The 1,605-nt window shown below is 71.1% G+C and carries 1 protein-coding gene and 1 pseudogene; both read right to left on the reverse strand.

The window, feature by feature from the left end:
• Positions 1 to 620 (reverse strand): annotated as a pseudogene (locus Q0L11_RS21180) (lytic transglycosylase domain-containing protein); the annotation flags it as partial.
• A gap of 75 nt (positions 621 to 695) precedes the next feature.
• Positions 696 to 1,526, reverse strand: a complete 831-nt coding sequence (locus Q0L11_RS21185) for a uracil-DNA glycosylase (RefSeq protein WP_296599912.1) — start codon at positions 1,524 to 1,526, stop codon at positions 696 to 698.
• Positions 1,527 to 1,605 lie beyond the last annotated feature (79 nt).

Here is a 1,605-nt window from a genome sequence, read left to right on the forward strand (position 1 = left end):
ACGGCCGAGCGGGCGGCCCAGTAGGCGCCGGCGGCGCGCATCCAGGGGTCGCTCTCGTCGTCGCGGGCCACTTGGGCGAAATAGTCGTGGGCCTGGCCGTAGTCCTGCAGACGCCAGGCGGCGAGGCCGGCGATCCAGCGTTCACCCACCTCGACGGCGAGCTTGAAGGCGGTCTGGGCATCGCCGGAATAGAAGGCCTCGCGGGCGGGTCGCGTGACCTCGCTGCGGGCGGTGTCGACCAGCGCCACCTCGGGCGTCGGCAGCGGCACCGCGTCGGCCGGCCGGCGCTTGGCGGCGAGGGAGAAGACGCGGTCGGCCAGGGGCAGGTCGCGGAACTTGCCGAGCCAGCCGGACAGTTCCTCGAACGAGGCCTTGTGCGCGCTGGGGTGCATCAGGGCGCGGAACGACAGGTAGCCGTCGAGCGAGCGGTCCTGGATCGTGGCGGCCTCGAGCTGGGCGCCCACGAAATCGCCCTGGTCCACCGCCTGGAAGGCGGCCGCGTAGGCGCGAGCGTCGGTGTCGGAGAGGGCCTTCGGCGATTCGGCCGCCGCAACGCTGGCGAACGAGACGGCGGCGACGAGGGAGAACACCCCGACGCGCAGGCGCTTTTTGAGCGTCATGCGGTCTTTTTTGGCGTGGCAGAACTAACGTCTGCTGAACGCCAATCCCTTTTTCTCGAGTCCCAAGCCGGGACGCTAGAGGGGGCGCTCAGGCCGATCAAGCCTTTCGGTCAGCGTCAACAGATCGATCCACGCCTTTTTCTTCGCTCCGGGCTGACGGAGCAGGAAGGCGGGGTGAAGTGTCGGCATTGCAGGCAATTCGAGCGATCCGTCGGCCGAGCGCCATTCGAACCAGCGACCGCGCAGCGACAATATGCCTTCCTCGCGCTTCAGCACCGACTTGGCCGAGGCGCCGCCCGCGAGCAGCAGCATCTTCGGCTGAACGAGCTGGACGATCCGCTCCAGGAACGGCGCGCAGATCGCCTGTTCCGCCGGCGTCGGCGTGCGGTTGCCCGGGGGGCGCCAGAAGACCGTGTTGGTGATCAGCACCCGATCGGTGAGGCCTGCCGCCGCCAGCATCCGGTCCAGCAGCTTGCCGGCCCGACCCACGAAGGGCAGCCCCTGTGCGTCCTCGTCGGCCCCCGGACCTTCCCCGATGATCACGAGCGGCGCCTTGGGATCGCCACGGAAGACCACGGCCTTGGTCGCGCCCTCGTAGCGCAGGGGACAGCCTTCGAAGGCGGCGATGGCGGCGGCCAGCGACTCCAGGTCCTGGGCCGCGGCGGCGAGCTCCCGCGCCCTGGCGACGGCGGGCCCGAAGTCCGCCGAGGCGTTCGCGGCGCGCGAAGGCGGGGCGGCGACGGCGGCCAGTGCGGGCGGGGCGGGGCGAGCCGGCGCGACGAACTTGCCGGCCTCGATGCGGTCCACGGCCTCGTCGAGCAGCATGGCGTCCACGCCCGCGTCCGTCCAGAAGGCGAGCAGGCTCTCGGCGACAGCGGCGTCGAAGGGTTCGGCGGCGGCCGACATTCGGCGGGTTCACTCCTGGTCAGGCTTGCGCCACTCTTGGCGCGTCGGCGCGGGCTTGTCAGCCCGGAATGGGGAGATC

The sequence above is a fragment of the Phenylobacterium sp. genome (genome assembly GCF_024508875.1).
In the GTDB taxonomy this organism is placed as follows: Bacteria; Pseudomonadota; Alphaproteobacteria; order Caulobacterales; family Caulobacteraceae; genus Phenylobacterium.

Bases quoted from the DNA above. Each gene is read 5' to 3' on its own strand.
- Q0L11_RS21185 (WP_296599912.1), bottom strand. From the start codon at position 1,526: ATGTCGGCCGCCGCCGAACCCTTCGACGCCGCTGTCGCCGAGAGCCTG.